Source organism: Pseudomonas sp. R3-57 (assembly GCF_051132065.1).
Classification (GTDB): Bacteria; Pseudomonadota; Gammaproteobacteria; order Pseudomonadales; family Pseudomonadaceae; genus Aquipseudomonas.
Genome location: NZ_CP071655.1, coordinates 4051415 through 4072864, shown reverse-complemented (window position 1 = coordinate 4072864; position 21450 = coordinate 4051415). Strand labels below are relative to the sequence as shown.

Genomic DNA, 21450 nt, shown 5'->3' with positions numbered 1-21450 from the left:
GACGGTCGCTGCGCTCCCACGCCCGCATCAATCCCTCCGCTCAGCCTTCCGACGTCGCCGGTGAGTCAAGATCAAAAGCACTCGAGCTAACGCTCATTGTTGAGTGGTGCGGCTTCGCCGCGGGCAGCTGCGCTGCTTTGCTTTTTTGAGCGAGCTTGCTCGCGAAGGCGGTCTGACAGCCGACCTGTTTCTTACGGATGTACCCAGAGTGAGCCTGCTCGCGATGACGCCCTGACAACCGACGATTATCTACCGGCTGGACTCAATCCCTGTGGGAGCTGGCTTGCCAGCGATGGAGACCTCCGAGCCGACCAATCCCCCACGGATGTACCCAATCCAACTGTAGGAGTGAGCCTGCTCGCGATGACGCCCTGACAACCGACGATTATCTACCGGCTGGACTCAATCCCTGTGGGAGCTGGCTTTCCAGCGATGGCGACCTCCGAGCCGACCAATCCCCACTGATGTACCCAATCCAACTGTAGGAGTGAGCCTGCTCGCGATAACGCCCTGACAACCGACGATTGTCTACCGGCTGGACTCAATCCCTGTGGGAGCTGGCTTGCCAGCGATGGCGACCTGCGAGCCGACCAATCCCCCACTGATGTACCCAATCCAACTGTAGGAGTGAGCCTGCTCGCGATGACGCCCTGACAACCGACGATTGTCTACCGGCTGGACTCAATCCCTGTGGGAGCTGGCTTGCCAGCGATGGCGACCTGCGAGCCGACCAATCCCCCACTGATGTACCCGGTCCGAATGTGCGAGCCTGCTCGCGAAAGCTCTCCTTCAAACGACATCAAACCAACCAGCCTGTCAGAGGTGATCCCAGCACTTAAACATCATCGGATGCCCGCGTTTAAACTACACGAGCCGTTACGCCATAACGGCTACAACTCCTTGCGCCGTTGCCTACGCGTACTCCAGAATCCGCCGGCTTACACGGCTATAGGGCGGGCTATATCGTTTGTCTGTCACTGCAAATCAGTGATCGGGTTTGGTAGCCCGTCTGTAATAGCCGTGTGGCGACACCTGATTGAAGCTTCTCTATCGAGGCTCGATTTATGGTGGTCATGCGTGGGGCTCATTCATGAGCGCCGGGTTCCTATTGCAGCCGGTCTACCAACCCGCGTATGGCCACCACCCACTCGTTTGGTAGCGAGCGTGATGGCTTCCTAAACTGCGATAGGAGTTTCATCCATGTTCAAAATCACACCCAACCCACCCGTCACCGACCAAATCCCCCACGACCCAGCGCTGACCCCGCAAAGGATCAAAGAAGCCACCGACCGCGCCCTCGATTACTACCTCAACCCCGAAGACCTGGCGGCTGCGTCAAACTCGCCGAAAAACCGCCCGGTCTATCTCGTCGACCCGACGCTGGATGACGAAACCCTGCTGGTAGAGGCGAGTGCGTCGCTTTCATATGCTCATGCGATGGCCGGCAACATCGCCCACTCGATAGGCGGCCCGGAGCGTAAACCACTGCTGGCGCTGAACAGGTGATCATGCTCAACGAACTGTTGGTCAATCGACTGCTGGATAAGCTGAAGTTGCCTCAATAATTTCGCTGGCTGTAATGGCCTCATCGCGAGCAGGCTCGCTCCCACAGGGGATTGTCGTCGTACAGGAAAATGTGATGCCGATCAGTTCCAAAGTGGGAGGGAGCCTGCTCGCGATGGCGGCTTGCCAGACTCCGTCGGTGACCTGGTTGTCGGCATTGAGGAAATAGCGGGCCAGCAGCGTGGGGAATTGCGTGTGGCGCAGCTCAGCGCAGCGCCATCACCCTTACTCGTTCAAATCCTTGACCAGATAGTCGCCGACGATCTGCGAAACACCGGTCAACGCGGTGCGTACCAGTTCCGGTTCGGTGCGATAGCGCAGTGGCTCATAGCCGTAGGTATTGGCGCCGTTAAACGCGGTGATCGGCTCGTTGCGCTGCCAGATCAACTCGTCGCCGCGCTTCATCACGCCGTTGACCGCGATGGTCGGGTAAACCACGCTGCTGAATCCCTGGGTCAGGGCGAAGCCCCAGTTGAATACGGTCAGTTCAATCTGCGCGTCCGCCGGTTCGTTGTCGCCGACGATTTTGAAGCGGCCGCTGGCGGCGAGTTTTTCTTCGAAGCTCTTTTTCACCAGGTCGCCGAGGTTGATGTTGGCGGTTTCCATGTTGTACAGGATCGCATCGACGGTCGACATGGAGGCCAGGTCGCCGGCCTTCAAACCAGCGGCAAAACCGGCACCGCCGAGTGCCGCCGTACCGATTTTGCCAGCGCCCGCCGCCAGACCTACGCCGGTGCCGACGCCTGCGCCAATGGCGGCGCCCCATGCTTGTTCGCGGCCCATATAGCTCATTTCCCGCGGTTTCCATGACACCGGGAGGATTTTCACGGTGTGGATCTGGGTACGGTATTCGGGCTTGAATTTCTGGTTGGCGCATCCGGCCAGGCACAGAACGGCGAACATCAGGACAGCGAACTTCTTCATGAAGGACTCACAACAAGGAACGGATTTGCGGAGGTTGTCGTCCGCATGCAGGAATTCTGAAGGGGTAATGCATATTAATGTGCCACTATCCTCCTTGAGAATGCTCCGAAGCGACTGGACATGGAGTGATGATCCTGTGAGGCATACAAGGCCTCATCGCGAGCAGGCTCACTCCTACAGGGGATCGGTGCCGACCAGTGCCTGATCCGCTTCCAGTACCCGTGCCACACCTTCTTCGGCCTGGCGATGCCCGGCTTCCATGGTTTGCACGGCGCTGGAGGCGGTCTGTTGCAGCTTGGCGATCAGCGTGAATCTTGCCGGTGGATTCGCTTGTGCGTTGCGCCAGTTGGCGCACTTCGTCAGCGACGACGTTATAGCGGATAGTAAAAAGCCCTGAAGCTTTCGCTTTCCGGGCTTTTGGAACTAAAAGATTGTTGCCTTTGGCCAATTTTAAAGTGATTGGGGCTATGGAAACTTACGATGTTCTTAACCTGTGGCGATCACGCCGTCTGAGCTGTAAATCTCGCTTGCTTTCGGCCTTGGCCGATATGGCCTGGCATCCAGGCCTATCTTGTAATAGGTAGCCTGCCAGTGATCACGAATTTATCGAACACTTTTTGCCCATCACGCGCGGCTTGCCGAACATCAAGGAATGTCACTACATCGCGAACTTGCTGTGTTGCGGGTTTTTGGGTGGAGGCTGTATTCATGCTGGCCGGTCCGATAGCACTCATCGCGGGCGGGGGAACACGCTGAGCGGCTAAGTGCTCTGAGGGTAATGTTCGCTCAGCTCTATTGCCACGCCGTATTTCTTTTTCAAACCAGCATCATGAGTGACAATTATTAAGCAAGGTATGTTGGCGACAAGCCAATCAATGATTTTGTGAGCGGTTATCTCGTCAAGTGAAGAGGTCGGCTCGTCTAGTATTAACGTACGGTTATCTCTTAGAATCGCTCGGCCAATAGCAATTCGTTGTTTTTCTCCCCCGCTGAGTTCGCTGTTCGCGGCGCCTATCACGGTATTCAATAATTTTTCTGTTTCAGAGTCGTCTTTTGAAAATCCCAGAAGTTCAATAACCCATCTTAGCTTTTGCGAGGAGACATTTTTTGCTCCATAAAGCAGGTTGTCTTTAAAGGTGCCAGCTATGAGGATAGGTTGCTGTGGTGCAACGGAAACCTCAGAGAGTATGAATTCGCTCATGGCCTCGTTTATCAAGTGTCCTCTATAATGTATCGCTCCAGTGTAGTTTTCTTCGAGACCTAAAAGCGTATTGATGAGTGTTGTTTTTCCTGCGCCAGAACTGCCTGATATAATATTTACACCTTGTTTGAATTGATAGTTGATTCTGGAAAATATAACGTTATTTTCCTTGGTAAGTGATAGGTCTCTAAGAACGAAGCCTTGTTCGGTGTGAGAGGTGCTCGGGTAATGCGAGATATAGGTTTCTTCTTCGATATATTTAACGCCGTCAGCCAGGGAGACGAGGTGTCCCTGAAGATTTATCAATGTTCCAGACATTAGATGTAATTGCATCGTGAACATTGTAATGTAGCCGGTGATCATGATGAAATCACCTGGGGTAAATGTTGAATTATAATTAACTCCTGCCAAGATCACAAAAAAAGCCAAAACAACTCCAATTGCTAATCCTTGGGCGGCGATGCGAATGCCCATATGAAGATTGGCTTTTCTGATTGTCTTGACATAGTTGTCAAAAAAGTTTTTTCCTGCATGACGCTCCTTAAGTTGGGTACTATTGAGCCTTATGTCGTAAGTGCGGCCAAGTCTTTCGACTGTATAGCTGGATAGTTTGGCGTCTGCCTCATATAATTCTCGATGAATGCTGGAGCTTGACTTGGCGACGTAAATCGATATGCATATAAGTATTAAGGAGGAGAGGAGGAACAAGAATGCGTAGGCGGGGCCCATGATCGCGTACAGCACACTTATGGCGATGATGATTTCGACAATGATAGGAGCAATTGTCCAGAATACGCCTATGGTTATCATGCTGAAACTGCTGGCGGATCTGTTTATGTCGGCTACAATAAATCCTGGGTCCAGGTTTTTTTGTTTTTTATATGGATATTGAAAAATCCTGTTAATGATTGATTCGTAGATTGTAGTGTCGCATTTTGCAAGTATCCAGGCTGATAATATTCCACGTATATTCGAAAGAACCTGCGAAAGAGTCCATATGATCGAATAAGATGCTGCAAAAAACAGAAACCGGGTTTGCGTGCTATTTGATTCATGAATGGAGTTGGCAGCATTTCTCAATATAACCGGAAGAAGGGAGTTTAGGGCACTGCAGAGGAGAAATATTGCTGATATTCCGATAAAGCTGGCTGTGAACCAGCGATAGTTTTTTGATATGATTTTAAAAATCTTCATGTATTGATGTAGCCAGTTCATTTTTGAGCAGCCTTATATTGTTAGTATTTTAGGGGGCTTGCGTGATAGGTGTGGATCATCGGCAATGACTTTTCCATTTATTTCAACCCAGGCGTGCGAAAGGAAATCATATAACTGAACGCCAATAAAGAAGTCACAGTCTTTATTGTTTCTCATGGCGTGTTTGAAAAGGCAGACAGAAGATTCGAGGCACTTGACCTTAAATGGCAATACAAGTGAAGCGATACGAATCCCTTGCGCATAGCTTTCAATACTTTCATGCCACGCTGATAAAGGGCTTCCTGATAGAGCTTTTTTTGAGGCTCTCATGCTAGCCAGGCAGGTTTCCAGGCCACCGAATGCGATTGTTAGCTTTAAATGCAGGAGATCCAGGCATGCCCGCATTGTCGGTAGCAATTTAAAGGGTTGACGAGGGTTTTGCCTTTTTATTCCCCACGTATAATTATCAATACCTTCATAGTCATCATTCGCTTTTGTTAAAGGGGTAGCGTTGTCAATAGTATCGGTGATGATGTTTAGAGAGGTGAGTTCGTGTCGAATCTCGTTGTATTCAGCGCAGTCCTTGTCGCCGTTAGTCAGTGTCGTGGTTTGTGATTCGTTAAAAATCAAGTAGGTGTCGCGCTTTTCATCAAGGACAACAAGTTGATTGTCTATCAAGATGGCGTGTGCGTGGGGCTGAAAAGTAAAATCCATTTTGCCTTTTCTCTTTTAAAGGTTTTTAATTAATGAAGTGCATATGATGTTCAGCAGATTTTTTTCGACGCCTCCAAATCCCATTGCTGAGCGATTTATAGAGTTTTCTATGTTGGGCATGTTAATTATATTTTCTTGGTTCATCCAATTGCTGCGAAGCTTGCTTATGATGTCTTTTTGATGAAATTTTAATGCTTTTTGATAGGCGCCTGTTATATGCCCCTTGTCACGTCGAAGTAGTATGTCTGGATGTTTTTTTCTGAAGGCTCGCTTTAATGGTAGTCTGGTTTCACTTTCATCGAACATGCTGTATGGGTCTTGTGTAAGTGCATATTCAATGATTTTCTGGCTTGTGAATGGAAAAATTATGTTGCCGGACTTGTTAAGGGTCGAACTCATCGAATTCTGGAAAACGGCCTGTGCTATAGCTTGTACATGTTCCTCGGCTAGACTCTTGGATTTTTCTGCACCCCTTCGCGGCAAAAACTTCGTGTTGAAAAAATAAGTTAACTGATCAGTCTCGTTATTTTGTAGTCGCCTGTGTTGAGTAAGGGTTTGGTAGAAGTTTGACCCTGTCAGTCTGGAGATTGTTGCAGCTATATTTAAACCCTTGAAAAATCTCTTTTTACTAATTGGATGTTGGAATGCAGCGGAGGGGACGGGGTCAAAAACAAATGATCACCTCCATGCCCATCCAATACAATGAATTCGTCTCCTAGTTGGGAGAGGATAAAGTCTCTTTCTTTCTTGAATACCTGCTCTGAAGCCATGCTGGAGTTGATATGGAAATAATCAGTCGGACTCACTTCCTGGAAGAAGTCTTCTGGTTCGAGCTTGAACAATATGTGGTTTACTTGAAGTGTTTTGCATAAAGCGGTGGCTGTGTTTTTATCGTTATTTGCACTACATTTTTCGTCGAACCAAGTGATGGCGGTAACGTGATCTTTCCCAGCGACTTCGATCGCTGCAAGTAGTAAACACGTTGAATCGACGCCTCCCGAGAAACGTACTACAAGCTTTTCATGTTTGTTTTTAATATGTTCTTTGGCGATGTAATCAATTATCAATTCAAAAGGGTCTTGATTTGCGACTAGATGTTGGTCTTGAAGGCGGGTGAGGTTGGTCTCAATGGTGCTGGTCTTTGATATGGTATCGTATGTGTAGGTATGGGAGGGTGGGAGCATTATGAACCCTGGCCAATAGGTCGGCATTAAGACAGGTTCGTCTCGGGTAAGTTGGTGAATTATTTGATACCTGTCCGGTTCTTTGTTGAATATTGATTGCTCGAAATTATCGCTCACAATTCTGCCGATACTATTGTCGATTATCATCAACTTGCAGGATGATAAGGGATTCACGTGCACTATTTTTTCTGCGGTGGGGTATTGCGGTGCTGAATTAGGGTTATGCGCTTGATAACGCTTTCCTTCGTTGTTCATGGCCACTCCTTGGCTTTATGTGAGCTGGACGGATTATTCAGCGCCCGTAGGGGCGCTCAATAATGACGTTTGGGAGTTACCTCGGGCTTGGAATTCTAGGGCCGCCGCAATCTGGCCGAAAAATGAAGTATTTGCCTTCCAGGACGCAGCCTCCACCGTAGCCATTTATCGTTGGGGTCGCTTTGAACATCAAAGGGCGGCTTGTTTTATCGAGAGTGACGTACTTGTTTCTTTTTAACATGATCCAATCCTCTTCTAAGTTAAATGCCTGAATAAGCTGTGGATGATTTTTGAGAATTACATATTGAGTAACGGGGGTAGATATAAGAAACATTCTTTTGAATAGGCATTCCTCTAAGGAAACCTATTCTGCAAATCCTTTTGCGGATTTATGGAACAAGGTCACGATAGAGCCCATGCGCCAGGCGTACAAGCCAGCGGATTCTGTCGTTGTTGTAGGTAATGGCGAGAGGGTCTGTAGGCTTCAGGTGGTGATGCGGTGCGTGTTTTAAACGTATTTTGGGTGGATCTTAAACGCCTAGCGCGAAGTGACTTGATCGTCGATATTCCTGCATGACCAGCGCCTGTTGCGAAAGCGGTCTGCCCTTTCATACAGGCAATAAAAAAACCCGGAAGCTCACGCCGTCCGGGTTCTTCATTCCAGCCTTGCAGTCAGCGGTTGAACCGCTCCACCAACGAATACTGGGTATTCGCCGTCTTGGTCAGCTCTTCACTCAGCAACGCCGAGTTATGCGCCTGTTCAGAGGTCTGGTCCGCCAGTTCCGAGATGTTGCTGATGTTGCGGCTGATCTCTTCAGCCACCGCACTTTGCTCTTCGGTTGCCGCAGCGATCTGGGTGGTCATGTCGGTGATGTTGGCCACTGCTTCGCTGATGCCGACCAGTGCCTGATCCGCTTCCAGTACCCGCGCGACACCTTCTTCGGCCTGGCGGTGCCCGGCTTCCATGGTTTGCACGGCGCTGGAGGCGGTCTGCTGCAGCTTGGCGATCAGCGCATGAATCTGGCCGGTCGATTCGCTGGTGCGCTGCGCCAGTTGACGTACTTCGTCAGCCACCACGGCGAATCCGCGACCCATCTCGCCGGCACGCGCCGCTTCGATCGCGGCGTTGAGAGCGAGCAGGTTGGTCTGGTCGGCGATGCCTTTGATCACGTCGACCACACCGCCGATTTCGTCGCTGTCCTTGGCCAGTTGCGTCACGGTCAGGCCGGTTTCGCCGACGACCACCGACAGGCGCTGGATGGCTTCGCGGGTTTCCCCGGCGATGTCGCGGCCACGGCCGGTCAGGCGGTTGGCTTCCTGGGTAGCGTCAGCGGTGCGTTGTACGTGGCTGGCGACTTCCTGGGTGGTGGCGGCCATCTGGTTGACGGCGGTGGCGACCTGTTCGGTTTCCACGCGCTGACGTTCCAGGCCGGTCGAGCTGTTGTGCGCCAGGGCGTCGGACTGCTTGGCCTGATCGGTCAGGTGTTCGGCGGTGTCCTGCAGGCGGGTCAGGCAGGTTTTCAGGCGCGCTTCCTGGCTGAGAATCGACATCTCCAGACGCGCTTGTGCGCCACGGCTGTCGGTGTACATCTGCGCGATCAGCGGGTCGGAGGTGGTCTGCTCGGCCAGGCGCAGCAGGCGCTTGAGCCCGCGTTGCTGCCATTGCAGGCCCATCAGGCCCAGTGGCACCGACAGCGCGGCGGCGAGGGCGAAGCCCCACTGCGAGGTCAGGGTCGCGCCGATCATGAAACTCAACTGGCTGACCAGAATGAACGGCAGCCAGTCCTGCAGGATCGGCAGCCATTTGTCCGTTGAAGGAATCGCCGACTTGCCCTGGTTGATGCGTTGGTAGAGCGCTTCGGCACGGCGGATCTGTTCGGCGGTGGGCTTGACGCGCACCGACTCGTAACCGACCACCTGGCTGCCATCAAACACCGGTGTAACGTAGGCGTTAACCCAATAGTGGTCACCGGATTTGCAGCGATTCTTGACAATGCCCATCCATGGCAAGCCTTGTTTCAATGTGCCCCACATGTGCGAGAACACCGCCGACGGTACGTCAGGGTGACGGACCAGATTGTGCGGCGCACGGATCAGCTCCTCACGCGAAAACCCGCTGATTTCGACGAAAGCGTCGTTGCAGTAGGTGATCACGCCCTTGGCGTCGGTTGTGGAAATCAACCGTTGCTGTGCCGGAAAAGTCCGTTCGCGTTGTGTGATGGGCTGGTTATTACGCATGTTGTTCAATCCGCAAGGCTTTGAAAGGTTGTCGGCGCTGACAGGTTTTTATTGAAGTTTTTTTTCAGATTTAAGTACGGCGTCGCAAAACGGCGCTTGCGTCACTTGGCCAGCATCGGATATGCATTGACGATCCGCGGCGCGTTTTCTCGAGGGATTTTTTACACGGGGCGGGGCGAGTGCATGGAGATGCGGCGATAACCGGGCACAGCCCCCAATCACGATCAACCGCGGTCCCCTGTAAGAGTGAGCCTGCTCGCGATGGCGGTATGTCGGCCACATTTATATTGACTGACACACCGCCATCGCGAGCAGGCTCACTCCTACAGGGAATGGTGTTGGGCTGAAGGATCAGCGCATGTTGAGTTTCGCTGCTGCGCGCTCGGTGATTTCCGTGCGCAGCTTCAACGAAGGCGCGGCGCGCAGGCGGGCTTCATCGACGATCGCACTCGGCGCACTTTCGGGGCTGCCGGAGTTGAACGGCGGTGCCGGCGCATATTCCAGCTGCAACTGCACCAGTTGCGCCGTGTCCGCATCCATCAGTTCCGCCGCCAGCACCAGGGCAAAATCGATCCCCGCAGTGATCCCGCCACCGGTAAACAGATTGCCGTCGCGCACCACCCGATCCTTCACCGCAATCGCGCCCAGTGTCGGCAGCAGGTCGTGATACGCCCAATGCGTGGTCGCGCGTTTGCCTTGCAGCAGGCCTGCCGCGCCGAGCACCAGCGAACCGGTGCAAACGGAGGTCACGTAACGCGCCTGCGCTGCCTGGCGTTTGATGAAATTCAAGGTTTGCTCATCTTCCATCAACGGCCCGACGCCGCCACCGCCGGGCACGCAGATCACATCCAGATCCGGGCAATCCTCGAACGTAGTGGTCGGTTTCAGCAGCAGTCCGGTGCTGGCGGTGACCGGCATCAAATCCTTCCAGATCAGATGCACCTGCACGCCCGGCAGGGAGGCGAGTACGTCGTAAGGGCCGGTCAGGTCGAGTTGCTGAACCTGTGGAAACAACAGAAAACCGATCTGCAAAGTCATCGTGCTTACTCTCATGATAGGACTGGACGGCTTCACTGTAGGCGCGTAGTTTCTGGCGCATACGCCAATCACCCCACGAATTACGCCAATATGCCTAAAGCCATTCACGTCCTCGCGTTTGCCAACATGCAGATCCTCGACGTCACCGGGCCGTTGCAGGTGTTTGCCTCGGCGAACGATCTGGCCCGCCAGCGCGGGTTGCCGGAGCCCTATGCGCCAACGGTGATTGCCAGCGGCGGTGGGGCGGTGATGTCGTCGGCGGGTTTGGCGGTGTTGGCCGAACCGTTGCCGAGCGAGCCCAGCGATACTTTGATCATTGCCGGTGGTTGGGGCATCTATCCGGCTGCTGAGGATCTGCAACTGGTCGACTGGGTGCGCCAGCACGGTAATCAGTGCCGGCGAGTGGCTTCGGTGTGTACCGGTGCCTTTCTGCTCGCGGCCAGCGGCTGGCTCGACGGCCGCCGCGTGGTAACCCACTGGACGCGCTGCGAGCAACTGGCGCAGCAGCATCCGAATCTGCACGTGGAGGCCAACCCGATCTTCATTAACGACGGCCCGGTCTGGACCTCGGCCGGGGTCACCGCCGGTATCGATCTGGCGCTGGCGATGGTCGAAGAAGACCTTGGCCGCGACATCGCCCTCGACGTCGCCCGGCATCTGGTGGTGTTTCTCAAGCGCCCGGGCGGGCAATCGCAATTCAGCGTGACGCTGTCGTTGCAAAACCAGGGCAATCGCTTTGATGAGTTGCACGCGTGGATCGCCGAACACCTCACCTGCGACCTCGGCATCCCGACCCTCGCCGAACAGGCCGGCATGAGCGAACGCAGCTTCGTGCGCCACTACCGCGCCGACACCGGCCAGACCCCGGCCCGCGCCATTGAACTGATCCGCGTCGAAACCGCACGACGGTTGCTCAGCGACAGCGGCTTGCCAGTGAAACGCATCGCCGCCCATTGCGGGTTTGGCAGTGAAGAAACGTTGCGCCGTAGTTTTCTGCGCGCCATTGGCATCACGCCGCAGGCCTATCGCGAGCGCTTTTCAGTCAGCGCTGCAACAGATCCAGTATTGCCTTGAGCGTTTGCTGCGGCGCTTCCTCGGGAATGTTGTGGCCGACGCCGGCCAATACGCGCCGCTCATAAAAGCCGCTGAAATGCTCGGCATCTTCGTCAATAACCGAAGGCGGGCCAACGCCATCGTCGGCGCCGCACAGCGAAATGCTCGGTACGCTGATTGCCGGCTGACTGGCAATTGCCTCTTCCATCCATTGCAGTGCCGGATCGCCCGACGCGTAGCCGAAGCGATGCCGGTAGGAATGAATCGCCACGTCGACAAAATCAGGATTATCAAAAGCGCTGGCGGTCAGCGGGTAGCGTTCGTCCCGTCGCGACCACGTCGGCGACCACAGCCGCCAGAGCAACTGACAGAGCTCTCGACGATTTTGCTTGAGACCTTCGGCGCCACGCGGCGTGTGGAAATAATACTGATACCAGAGCCGATGCTCGTCTTCCGGGTCCAACGGCTGAGTCGCATGGGCGATGTCCTGCAATAGATAGCCATCGCCGGTGACTAACCCGCTCACGCGTGCCGGAAAAAGCGCGGCGACAATGCACGCCGCCCGACCGCCCCAATCGTAACCGCACAGCATCGTCTGCTCGATGCCCAGCGCATCCATCAGATCGAGCAGGTCTTGCGCCATGGCGGCTTGCTGGCCAGAGCGCAGCGTTTGCTCGTTGTTGAACCGGGTCGGCCCATAACCGCGCAAATACGGCACGATGACGCGATAGCCTTGTGCGGCAAGTGCCGGAGCGACTTCGTCATAGGCGCGCGGAGAGTACGGGAAGCCGTGTAGCAGAACCACCGCCGCACCGGCGGCCGGTCCGTGCTGTTCGTAGGCGATGGTCAGGGTTGGGGTAAGCACGGTCTCGATCATGATTGACCACTCCGTTGGAATCGCATTCAAGAATTCTGGACCTGCGATCAGCCTGCTCGGCTCGATTCAACCGACGAGATGCATACCAACCAGGCACTAAGTCTCGACTTCCGCCACCTGATTGAAATACTTCGCCCGATCCGGGGTAAACGTCACCTTCATTTTCGTTCGCGAGCACGTCAGCGAGCGCTCGACGCTCAAATCAATGTCCAGATCCTCGCCGCGCAGCCCTTGCCACTGCGCCAGGTATTTCAGCGAGCCGTATTTTTCGTTTTTCTTCAGGCTACGACTGACGCCACCTTTCCAGCCGAGGACCGGCAGTTCGCCGGCCGCGCAGCGTTGAGCCAGATCGGGAAACCGGGCGGCGCGCTGGCGGCCGACTTCCCAGCATTTGATCAGGCCCTGGTCGGTGTCTTCCCAGAGCTGGCGGCGGGTCAGGCCCGTGCGAAGAGGGGAGTCGATGCTGCGCTGGATGTGTCGAGGCATTCTGCTTCCTTGAATTCGGGTTTTGTTGGACAGCTCCGCTGTGCCCGTTGCGCTGGATGTTAGGGGCGGATGTTTCGGCTGGCAACAAGGTATTTCGTGGTGTAAGTGCAAGTTACCGAGGCAGCGTTGCCGGCGATTTGTGAGTTTTCCTGCGTCGTGGTTTTACACAAACTGTCGCCACAAGTAACCGCTGCGGGAGGCAGCGGTTACTTGTGGCTTTTGCAGGCGTTGATGAAGTGTAGGACGGACTTCGGCAAAACGCGTTTAACCTCCGATTTGTCTGACGAACTCTGGCGAATAATCGACTGGTTACGGCTGCCAGCTGCTCTTTTCTCCGCTCAATTTGCGATCGAGAAAGCTCGCCGCGCTGATCAACGCCAGATGCGTCAGCGCTTGCGGCGTGTTGCCCAAATGCCGGCCGTGGCTGTCGAACTCTTCGGCGTACAGGCCCAGCGGGTTGGCGTAACGCAACAGTTGCTCGAACTCCAGATGGGCTTTTTCCACCTGTCCGGCGCGGGCCAGGCATTCGACGTACCAGAACGAGCACGCCGCGAAGGCGCCTTCGGTGCCGGTCAAGCCATCGATGTTGTTGTCGTCGTTGCGATAGCGATAAACCATGCCGTCGCGCACCAGGCTTTTCTCGATCGCTGTGAGGGTCGACAACCAGCGCGGGTCCTTGGCGCTGACAAAGCGCACCAGCGGCATCAGCAGCATCGAGCCGTCCAGGGCGGTGCTGCCCTTGTACTGCACGAAATGCCCGCGCTCTTCGTCCCAGAAGTTGTCCCAGATATCGGCGTAGATCGCCTGTCGGGTCTGATCCCACTGGGTGAAAGGTGCGGGCAGCGAGCGTTTCGACGCCAGCCGGATGGCCCGGTCCAGCGCGACCCAGCACATCAGCCGCGAGTGCAGAAAGTGGTGCTGCTCACCGCGCATTTCCCAGATGCCGACGTCTTTGGTCTGCCAGGTTTCACAGACCTGACCGACCACTTCGCACACGTGTTTCCAGCCCTCGTGGGAAATTGCATCGCCGTATTTGTTGACCAGATACACCGCGTCCATCAGCTCACCAAAGATGTCGAGCTGGATCTGATCGTAAGCCTGATTGCCGATGCGCACCGGTTGCGCGCCACCGTGTCCGGACAGGTGCGAGAGTTCGGTCTCGGGCAATTCCTGCTGGCCGTCAATGGCGTACAGAATGTTCAGCTTCATCGGTTTGCCGCAGCAATCGCTGACGCGCCCGCGCAGCCATTGCATGTAGTGGTTGGCCTCGGCGACGAAACCCAGGCGCATGAACGCGTACACGGTGAACGAGGCGTCGCGAATCCAGGTATAGCGATAGTCCCAGTTGCGTTCGCCGCCGCGTGATTCCGGCAGGCCAAAAGTCGCGGCGGCGAGGATCGCGCCGTGGCGACGGGACGTCAGCAGCTTGAGCGCGAGGGCCGAGCGGTTGACCATTTCACGCCAGCGCCCACGGTAGTTGGACTGGCCGATCCAGCCGCGCCAGAACTGCAAGGTGCGTTGCAGGCACAACTGCGCCGCGCCCTCCTGAAAACGTGGGTCGTCTTCGGCGCCGAGGATGAATTCGGCGCTTTGCTCGTGGCTCAGGGTGAAGGTGGCGACCGCCGCCTCAGTGTCGATGCTCAGTGGCTGATCGGCGGCCAGGCGCAGTGACGGCTGGCCCTCGGCGCTGAACACCACGGTTTGCCCGTCCATGCGCGCGCGGGTGTCGGCGCGGGCATAGTCATGGCGCACAGCGCAGCGCAGGTGGAACGTCGCCTCACCGCTGACCACCCGCACCCGGCGCAGCAACACGGACAAGTCGTCCGGGTTGTCGGCCACCGGCAGCAGATCGGTGATTTCCACCACGGCGCGTTCGCTTAGCCAGCGGGTTTGCAGGACGTTGGTGTCGGGCAGGTAAATCTGCTCTCGGCGCGCATCGGGCAGGTCCGGCGCGAGCTGGAAGATCCCCGCGTCGGGGGTGTCCAGCAATGCACAGAAAATCGATGGGCTGTCGAACTCCGGCCAGCAGAAAAAATCCACGCTGCCGCGATCGTTGATCAGCGCCGCGCTGCGCATGTCGCCGATGATGCCGTGGGCATCGATGGCGCTTTGTCGTTCCGGAATAGGCTCAGCCATTGCCGCGAAACTCCGGATAAAGACTCATGCCGCCGTCGATGAACAAGGTGGTGCCGACGATGTAATCGGAGGCATCCGAGGCGAGGAACACCACGGCATTGGCGACATCTTCGGCATCACCAATCCGGCCGTAAGGAATAAGTTCGAGGAGTTTTTCTGCAGCGTCGTCGGCGGTGGCTTTGGCGTTGATCGCCGTGCGAATCGCCCCCGGCGCAATGCCGTTGATGCGAATGCGCTGATGGCTGACTTCTTGGGCGAGGGTCTGCATCAACTGGTCGACACCTCCCTTGGAGGCGGCGTAATTGACGTGCCCGGCCCAGGGAATGCGCTGATGCACCGAACTCATGTGAATGATCTTGCCGGCGGCGCGCGACACGCCTTGGCGAATGCCCTGGCGATTGAAAATCCGCAGGGCGGCGCGGGCGCAGAGGAACTGGCCGGTGAGGTTGACCCCGATCACCTTGTTCCAGTCATCGAGCGTCATGTCCACCGCCGGCGCATCCTTTTGCAGCCCGGAATTGGCCAGCAGTATGTCCAGGGTGCCAAAGGCGTCGAGGGTTTCGCTGAACAGCCGTTCGACCTCATCCTCCTTCGACACATCGGCGCCGATGGCCAGCGCCTGACCGCCATCGGCAATGATCTGTCGTGCCAGTTCTTCTGCAGGTTCAGCGTTGCTGTTGTAATTGATGACGACCGCGGCGCCGGCTGCGGCGAGGGCTTTGGCACAGGCGTGGCCGATGCCGGAGCTGGCACCGGTGACGATCGCGACTTGTCGGGCGAGGGAAATCTGCATGGAAAGTTGCGCCTTGAGTGAGGGCTTACCTAGCTGACTGGTGGTGTGGCGCCAGAGTTCATTTGACGCAAATGTCGGGGTGGTTTTGCTGGCGTCTTCGCGAGCAGGCTCGCTCCCACAGGGTGGGTGTCCACCGCAAGTCCAAGGTGAGAGCGGCCTTTCACATTCCACCAACAATTCCCCGCTTCCCCCGCGCCGCGAGCCTATGGCAACGTGTCGGCCCTTGATGAGGCAGCAACCGATGGCGAACCCTTACCGCGAATTGTTCAATGCTCCCGGCGCACGGAATTTTGTGCTGGCCGGGATGCTTGCGCGCATGCCGATCTCCATGACCGGTATCGGCGTGATCACCATGCTTTCGCAACTCAAGGGCGGCTATGCGCTGGCCGGCGGCGTGGCGGCGACGTTTGCCCTGGCTACAGCGTTTTGCGCACCGCAGGTGTCGCGGCTGGTTGACCGTTTCGGTCAGGGGCGGATTCTGCCGTTGTCGGCGCTGATCGGTGGTGGGGCGCTGTTGCTGTTGCTGCTGTGTACGCGGTTGCAGGCGCCGAGCTGGACGTTGTTCGTGTTTGCCGCGCTGGCCGGCTGTATGCCGAGCATGTCGGCGATGGTGCGGGCGCGCTGGACCGAAATCTATCGCGGGCAGCCACAGTTGCAGACGGCCTATGCGCTGGAGTCGGTGCTTGACGAGGTGTGTTTTATCGTCGGCCCGCCATTGTCGGTGGGGCTGTGCGTGGCGGTGTTTCCCGAAGCCGGGCCGCTGGCAGCGTTGCTGGCCCTGGCAATCGGCGTGACCGCATTCGTCGCCCAGCGCAGCACCGAGCCGCCGGTACATCCGCATGGGTCTGACCATCACGGCTCGATCATCGCCTCGACTGACGTGCAACTGCTGCTGGCGCTGATGATCGCCATGGGCGTTATCGTCGGCGTGGTCGATGTGGTCAGCGTCGCGTTCGCGCAACACCAGGGGCAACCCGCGGCGGCGAGCATCGTCTTGTCGGTGTATGCGATCGGCTCGTGTCTGGCGGGGATCGCCTTCGGCGCGATGCGTTCGAAACTGCCATTGCCGCGTTTGTTTTTGTACGGCGGGGTGGCGACGGCGGTGACGACTCTGCCGCTGTTGCTGGCGAGCAATATTGTCAGCTTGTCGGTGGCAATGTTCGTGGCCGGGTTGTTCTTTTCGCCGACACTGATCGTGGCGATGGCCTTGATCGAGCGCATCGTGCCGCCGGCAAAATTGACCGAAGGCCTGACCTGGCTGGTCACCGGTTTGAGTATCGGCGTGGCGATCGGCGCGGCGGGCTCCGGCGCGTTGGTCGATGCGTTTGGTGCGCGCAGCGGTTTCTGGCTGGCGATTGCCGCGGGGGCGGTGGTGCTCGGCTCCGCGGTGCAGAGCTTCCGCCATTTGAAATAGATCGCCTTTGTAGGAGTGAGCCTGCTCGCGATAGCGGTGTGTCAGATGTTGGTGCAGTAACTGATACACCGCTATCGCGAGCAGGCTCACTCCTACAAGGGGATTGAGTGTTACCAGCCGCGGCCCGAATTGACCCAGAAATTCACCGACAACGAAGTCGACACCGACTCCACCTGATGGAACCAGCCCTCCGGCAGAAACAGCAGATCCCCGGCCTCCAGCGTCACCCGCAAAAACGGCACGTCGCGCGCGGCGGGGAAGCGCTGGTAATCCGGGGCATCGGGATTGAAATCACAACCATCCAGTCCGCCTTTCGGTGCCGTCGACCACGTGCCCAGCGCTTGGCGATGATGCGGCGCAGCGAGGGTGAAGGTCTTTTGCCCCCAGACCTGCGCGAACAGATTATCGGTGTCGTCACGGTGCAGCGGGGTCAGCGTGCCTTTGGGACCGATCCAGATGCGTGGCGGGATGAACTGCGCGGCATCGAAGTAGGGCGGGTACTTGATCTGCTGCAGCAGTTGCGCCGGCAGAATGTTGTTGCCCATGTAGGCGGGCGGCTCGCCATCTGTCCTTTTCGCTGCCGGTTGGTCCAGCGAGGCGATGAACTCGGCCATTGAGGTCGAACGAAAATCCCGCTCGGTGGAGAAAGTCTTCTTCACATAATCACCGTGGCGGGTGATGCCCTGCAGCTCGGCGAAATGCACCAGCGATTCTTCGCGGCTGAGCTTGAACAGTGGCCAGTCGTGCAGGGCATTGCTGATCACCAGCGGAATGCCGTTGGGCAGGTAGCGGCTTTTGAATTCGGCAACCGACAGATCGCTACGCGCAATGCGTTCGACGTTGCGTTGCGTCGGCAGCCCAGCGGTGAGCTTTTCGCTGAAGCGCGGCGGCGTCGGGTAACGCTTGTTCATGTCGACCTTTTCCGCCACCGCGCCGCCGTGCATCGCATGTTCGATGATTTGCGGCAGCAGGGTCGCCAGGCCCATGTTGCCGCCGATCTTCAGGCGGCCGCTGGCAAACAGTTCTTCGACGTTGGCGATGCCGCCCATGATCCCGAGAAAATCCTTCTCCGCGACTTCGATGGTCACGTCCGGATTGGCGTGGCGGCCAGCCTCGGTACGGCTGCCAGCCTTGACCTCGGACCAGTAGGCCTGCTGCGGTCCGAACACGAATTGGAACACGCCTTCGATGCCGACAGCGCCAGCATTGGCGAACAGTTTGCCGAGAATGCTCTGCAGGTCCACGGTGATCCCTCGTTATTGGTTTTGGCCTGAACAGTTAACGAGCACCCGTTTGGGCAATTTACTGGTCGACGACTAATTTGCCCGCCAGCGCATGCGTTTCTTTCTACAGATGAATTTTTCGAGGGAAGCGTGGTGACTCAGTTGACCCTGCTGTGCCTGCCGTATTCCGGCGCCAGTGCCATGGTCTACAGCCGCTGGCGGCCAAAATTGCCGCAGTGGCTGCACTTGCAACCGGTCGAGCTGCCGGGGCGCGGCGCGCGGTTTGGCGAACCGCTGCATACCGATATGCGTGTGCTGGCGATGCAACTTGCCAGAGAGTTGCGGCCGACACTGCATGCGCCCTATGCGCTGTTCGGCCATAGTCTCGGCGCCTTGCTGGCCTGTGAAATGGCCCATGCCTTGCGCGCGCTGGGCTGCCCGGAACCGGTGGCGCTGTTTGCATCGGGCACGGCAGCGCCGACCCTGCGTGCCGATTACGATCGCGGCTTTGCCGAACCGAAAACCGATGCGGAACTGATCGAGCAACTGCGCACCCTCAATGGCACAAGCGAAGAAGTGTTGGCCAACGAAGAACTGATGAGCCTGACCCTGCCGATCCTGCGCGCCGATTTCCAGTTATGCGGCAAATTCGAGCCGCTGCAGCGCCCGCTGCTCAATTGCCCGGTGCACGTGCTCGGCGGCAAGGCCGACCGCGCCACCACCGAGCAGTTGATCGGCTGGAGCCAGGAAACCCACGGCAGCTTCTCGGTGGACATGCTCGCCGGCGGGCACTTCTTCATCCACGAACACGAAGCCAAAGTGCTCAAGGTGATCAAGGACCAACTGGAAAGGCACCACCGCCGCCACGCCATCGCCGCCACCGCCTGACCAACACCCAACCATTGTGGAGCGAGCCTGCTCGCGATCGCGTCGGATCGGTCCATATTGATGTTGCCTGACGCACCGCTTTCGCGAGCAGGCTCGCTCCTACACTGGTTATTCGCCAGGCCACAAATCTCCGCTCATCCCCAAATCCCTGTGGGAGCGAGCCTGCTCGCGATGGCGTCAGGCCAGCCAATATTGATGCTGCCTGATCCACCGCTATCGCGAGTAGGCTCGCTCCTACACTGGTTATTCGCCAGGCCACAAATCTCGGCTCATCCCCGAATTCCTGTAGGAGTGAGCCTGCTCGCGATGGCGTCAGATCAGTCCGTATTGATGCCGCCTGACACACCGTTTACCCGAGCAGGCTCACTCCTACATTGGTTATTCGCCAGGCCACAAATCTCGGCTCATCCCCGAATTCCTGTAGGAGTGAGCCTGCTCGCGATGGCGTCAGATCAGTCCGTATTGATGCCGCCTGACACACCGTTTACCCGAGCAGGCTCGCTCCCACAGCGTTTTGTGCGTGTCCGAAAAAGCCCTCGGCTGTCTCCTCTGACAGTTGTTCTCATTCGCTAATTTTTCCGGTCTGCATTCGTTTTACAGGGATGACGTGCCTTTGTGCTTCCTGCCTACTGATCCGGATGCTGAGAAATGAATGCTGAAGACTCCTTGAAACTTGCTCGCCGGTTTATCGGGTTGCCCCTGGAAAAGCGCCAGATGTTCCTCGCGGCCCTGCAAAAGGAGGGCGTCGATTTCGCCCGGTTTCCGATTCCGGCCGGCATCGAGGCCGAGGACCGTCAGGCGTTGTCCTACGCGCAGCGGCGCATGTGGTTTCTCTGGCAGCTCGATCCGCAGAGCGGCGCCTATAACCTGCCCGGCGCGGTGCGACTGCGTGGTCAGCTAAATCTGCCCGCGCTGGAACAGGCGTTTGCCAGTCTGGTCGAGCGCCACGAAACCTTGCGCACGGTGTTCCAGCGTCAGGCGGACGACAGCCTGCTGCAGGTGCCCGCCACCGCGCCTTTGCTGATCAGGCACGAAGATTTCAGCGCACTGCCCCCCAACGAACGGGAGCAGGCGGTGGTCAGTACCGCCGAGCAGCAATCGCTGGTACCGTTCGATCTGGCGGTCGGCCCGCTGTTGCGCGTGACCTTGCTCAAGCTCGCCGGGCAGGAGCACGTGCTGCTGCTGACCCTGCACCACATCGTCTCCGATGGCTGGTCGATGAACGTGCTGATCGACGAGTTCATCCGTTGCTACGACGCGTTCGACGCCGGGCTCACGCCGCAACTGGCCGCGTTGCCGATCCAGTACAGCGACTACGCCCTGTGGCAGCGACGCTGGCTGGAGGCCGGCGAGCAGGCGCGGCAACTCGAGTACTGGCAGGCGCAACTGGGCGATGAGCATCCGGTGCTGGAACTGCCGCTGGACCATTCCCGCCCGGCGATGCCGAGCTATCGCGGTACGCGCTACGAATTCGCCATCGATGAAGCCTTGGCCGGGCAATTGCGCCACACCGCGCAGCAGCACCAGGTCACCTTGTTCATGCTGTTGCTCGCGGCGTTCAACGCCTTGCTGCACCGTTACAGCGGGCAGCGCGATATTCGCGTCGGCGTGCCGATTGCCAACCGCAACCGGGGCGAAACCGAAGGGCTGATCGGCTTCTTCGTCAACACTCAGGTGCTGCGCACGCAACTGGACGGGCAGACCCGGGTTGACGCTCTGCTGCGCGCGGTCAAGGAAACCGCACTCGGCGCCCAGGCTCATCAGGATCTGCCGTTCGAGCAACTGGTCGACGCGCTGAAACTGGAACGCAGCCTCAGCCACACGCCGCTGTTTCAGGTGATGTACAACCATCAACCGCAGGTGGCCGATATCGCCCGCCTCAGCACCGCCTCGGGTCTGGTGCTCGACAGCCTCGACTGGCAGAGCCGCACCACCCAGTTTGACCTGACGCTGGATACCTACGAGCAGGGCGGCAAGCTGCATGCCGCATTGACCTACGCCAGCGATCTGTTCGAGGCACCGACTATCGAGCGCATGGCGCAGCACTGGTTGCGCCTGCTTGCGGCGATGGTCGCCGATCCGTCGCAGCGCATCGGCGAATTGCCGCTGCTCCACGCCGACGAGCAACACACTCTGGTGCATGAGTGGAACAGTGTTCACGCGGACTATCCGAGCGGCACGCCGATCCATCAACTGATCGAAGCGCAGGTCATGCGCACACCGGAGGCGCCGGCGCTGGTGTTCGCCGAACAGTCGCTGAGCTACGCCG

The 21450-nt window shown here is 57.4% G+C and carries 16 protein-coding genes and 2 pseudogenes (1 of these 18 running past the window's edge); 5 read left to right on the top strand and 13 right to left on the bottom strand.

The genetic code is table 11. From position 1 onward, the window contains the following. The first annotated feature begins 1200 nt into the window (after positions 1-1200). A pseudogene (locus tag J3P93_RS18265) lies at positions 1201-1565 on the top strand (DUF6124 family protein). Between the two features lie 223 nt (positions 1566-1788). Here the strand turns inward: J3P93_RS18265 and J3P93_RS18260 are convergent. The 8 genes and pseudogenes from J3P93_RS18260 to inhA form a co-directional block, all read right to left on the bottom strand. Further along, positions 1789-2487 (bottom strand): hypothetical protein, encoded by a 699-nt coding sequence (locus J3P93_RS18260; RefSeq protein WP_434590423.1) that lies wholly within the window; start codon positions 2485-2487, stop codon positions 1789-1791. A gap of 189 nt (positions 2488-2676) precedes the next feature. Continuing rightward, positions 2677-2860, bottom strand: a pseudogene (locus J3P93_RS18255) (methyl-accepting chemotaxis protein); the annotation flags it as partial. A gap of 387 nt (positions 2861-3247) precedes the next feature. After that, a complete protein-coding gene (locus J3P93_RS18250) occupies positions 3248-4882 on the bottom strand; it encodes an ATP-binding cassette domain-containing protein (protein ID WP_434590420.1) in 1635 nt (544 codons plus the stop codon). A gap of 33 nt (positions 4883-4915) precedes the next feature. Then, entirely contained in the window at positions 4916-5596 is a 681-nt protein-coding gene (locus J3P93_RS18245) for a lasso peptide biosynthesis B2 protein (RefSeq protein WP_434590417.1), read from the bottom strand. Positions 5597-5611: 15 nt separating this feature from the next. Further along, positions 5612-5902: a hypothetical protein gene (locus J3P93_RS18240; RefSeq protein ID WP_434590414.1), complete on the bottom strand. Its 291-nt coding sequence runs from the start codon at positions 5900-5902 to the stop codon at positions 5612-5614. Positions 5903-6198: 296 nt separating this feature from the next. Continuing rightward, complete coding sequence (locus tag J3P93_RS18235) at positions 6199-7035, bottom strand: asparagine synthase-related protein (RefSeq protein WP_434590412.1); 837 nt, start codon at positions 7033-7035, stop codon at positions 6199-6201. A gap of 672 nt (positions 7036-7707) precedes the next feature. Next, positions 7708-9273, bottom strand: coding sequence for a methyl-accepting chemotaxis protein (locus tag J3P93_RS18230; protein WP_434590409.1), 1566 nt, complete (start codon positions 9271-9273; stop codon positions 7708-7710). 351 nt (positions 9274-9624) lie between these two features. After that, positions 9625-10311 carry an isonitrile hydratase gene (inhA, locus tag J3P93_RS18225; protein ID WP_434590406.1) on the bottom strand — a complete coding sequence of 229 codons (687 nt, stop codon included), beginning with the start codon at positions 10309-10311 and terminating at the stop codon, positions 9625-9627. 90 nt (positions 10312-10401) lie between these two features. Here inhA and J3P93_RS18220 point away from each other — a divergent pair, with 90 nt between their 5' ends. Continuing rightward, positions 10402-11385: a GlxA family transcriptional regulator gene (locus J3P93_RS18220; RefSeq protein ID WP_434590404.1), complete on the top strand. Its 984-nt coding sequence runs from the start codon at positions 10402-10404 to the stop codon at positions 11383-11385. Here J3P93_RS18220 and J3P93_RS18215 read toward each other — a convergent pair. The 4 genes from J3P93_RS18215 to J3P93_RS18200 all read right to left on the bottom strand — a co-directional run bounded on the left by J3P93_RS18215 (position 11354) and on the right by J3P93_RS18200 (position 15656). Next, positions 11354-12241, bottom strand: a complete 888-nt coding sequence (locus J3P93_RS18215; RefSeq protein ID WP_434590401.1) for an alpha/beta fold hydrolase — start codon at positions 12239-12241, stop codon at positions 11354-11356. The genes J3P93_RS18220 and J3P93_RS18215 overlap by 32 nt on opposite strands. A gap of 96 nt (positions 12242-12337) precedes the next feature. Beyond that, a complete protein-coding gene (locus J3P93_RS18210) occupies positions 12338-12727 on the bottom strand; it encodes a hypothetical protein (RefSeq protein ID WP_434590399.1) in 390 nt (129 codons plus the stop codon). A gap of 309 nt (positions 12728-13036) precedes the next feature. Next, positions 13037-14863: a glycoside hydrolase family 15 protein gene (locus J3P93_RS18205; protein ID WP_434590396.1), complete on the bottom strand. Its 1827-nt coding sequence runs from the start codon at positions 14861-14863 to the stop codon at positions 13037-13039. Then, positions 14856-15656, bottom strand: a complete 801-nt coding sequence (locus tag J3P93_RS18200; protein ID WP_434590394.1) for a glucose 1-dehydrogenase — start codon at positions 15654-15656, stop codon at positions 14856-14858. Before J3P93_RS18200 ends, J3P93_RS18205 begins: the two co-directional genes overlap by 8 nt. Positions 15657-15897: 241 nt before the next feature. Between J3P93_RS18200 and J3P93_RS18195 the strand changes: the two genes are divergently transcribed. Continuing rightward, positions 15898-17070: an MFS transporter gene (locus J3P93_RS18195; RefSeq protein WP_434590392.1), complete on the top strand. Its 1173-nt coding sequence runs from the start codon at positions 15898-15900 to the stop codon at positions 17068-17070. 110 nt (positions 17071-17180) lie between these two features. On the opposite strand, the gene J3P93_RS18190 is transcribed toward J3P93_RS18195, so the two are convergent. Further along, on the bottom strand, positions 17181-18314 hold the full coding sequence (locus J3P93_RS18190; protein WP_434590390.1) for a cupin-like domain-containing protein: 1134 nt from the start codon (positions 18312-18314) through the stop codon (positions 17181-17183). A gap of 129 nt (positions 18315-18443) precedes the next feature. Between J3P93_RS18190 and J3P93_RS18185 the strand changes: the two genes are divergently transcribed. Beyond that, positions 18444-19181 carry a thioesterase II family protein gene (locus J3P93_RS18185; protein ID WP_434590387.1) on the top strand — a complete coding sequence of 246 codons (738 nt, stop codon included), beginning with the start codon at positions 18444-18446 and terminating at the stop codon, positions 19179-19181. Positions 19182-19829: 648 nt separating this feature from the next. Next, a protein-coding gene (locus J3P93_RS18180; protein ID WP_434590384.1) for a non-ribosomal peptide synthase/polyketide synthase crosses the window boundary here: on the top strand, positions 19830-21450 show its beginning. The gene runs 10700 nt beyond the window's last position; the window shows 1621 of its 12321 coding nt (coding positions 1-1621); it begins with the start codon at positions 19830-19832; its stop codon lies beyond the right edge, outside the window.